General features: G+C 54.7%; 1 protein-coding gene. It reads right to left on the bottom strand.

Features of this window, described 5'->3' with window-relative positions; genetic code table 11:
• On the bottom strand, window positions 1–446 hold a 446-nt coding region (locus tag HBA93_RS18655; RefSeq protein ID WP_221724295.1), incomplete at both ends, for a DUF3458 domain-containing protein.

Raw genomic sequence — 446 nt, 5'->3', positions numbered from 1 at the left:
CAGCAGAGCTTCGCGGCTGTTGCGGATCAGGTCGGGATCAATATTGCTGCCAATGTCACGGGCAATGTCCGCTTCTTCCGGCAATGTCAGGCAGAGCGCGCGGAAAGCATGATCCAGCGTTTCATCCTGTGCAAGCTCTGCCAGCAGTTCGGCCAGTGCCGGATCAAACACGGCAGACTGTTGCAGTCGAAGTTTTTCGACATTGGCTATAATCGCATTGCTCATCAGCGAATGAATAACCTGCCAGCGGCCAAAGGCATCGCTGTAATGGCGGGCAAGAAACAATTGCTCATCGCGGCTTAAGGATTGTGCGACATGCACCGGTGCGGAGAAATCCCGCAGCACTGACAAAACTGGCTTCTCTGTAATGTTGCGGAATGTCCAGCTTTGTGAGGCCTCACGCAGATGCAGGACATCACCCTGCACGCCGGTGCCTTCATAAGAGC

The organism is Ochrobactrum sp. SFR4, from assembly GCF_019730395.1.
Classification (GTDB): domain Bacteria; phylum Pseudomonadota; class Alphaproteobacteria; order Rhizobiales; family Rhizobiaceae; genus Pseudochrobactrum.
Note: the sequence above shows the minus strand (reverse complement) of the source record. Positions and strands in the feature narration are given on the sequence as shown.